Consider the following 403-nt stretch of genomic DNA (forward strand, 5'->3'; position numbering starts at 1 on the left):
GCCGCGGGCGCGGGAATGGCTGGCGGCGTCGGCGTTGCGGTTGGCGGAACTGACTTCGGCACCGGAACTGAGCAAACACGCGAGCGCGTTGAAGCCGCTGATGTTTCACGCGCGTGACGTTGAGTTGAAACCGACACCGTCGATACCGCTGAACATTCGTCAGGCCGATTCACTGGTGTTGACTGTGCCGAATCCGGCGCCTCTTGCGCGAGACAAGTCTGGCGGTTCGAGCCGGTTGCAACGGCATGAGCCTCACGACGACTCGCCGGATCAGGCGAAAAATCCCAATGGTGACAGCGCCGATTGCGTGCCCTTCACCTGCACCAATGGCTGCCCGGTATCGATGGTCACCGGTGAGGAACTGCTGACCCTGAGCGATGCCGTGCTCGATGGCGTGTTGCCG

At 62.5% G+C, this 403-nt stretch carries 1 protein-coding gene; it reads left to right on the forward strand.

Annotated features, from left to right (window positions below; genetic code table 11):
• A partial coding sequence (locus tag GTU76_RS30725) for a hypothetical protein (RefSeq protein WP_180700269.1) occupies positions 1-403 on the forward strand: 403 nt, incomplete at both ends.

The organism is Pseudomonas crudilactis, assembly GCF_013433315.1.
Taxonomy (GTDB): Bacteria; Pseudomonadota; Gammaproteobacteria; order Pseudomonadales; family Pseudomonadaceae; genus Aquipseudomonas; species Aquipseudomonas crudilactis.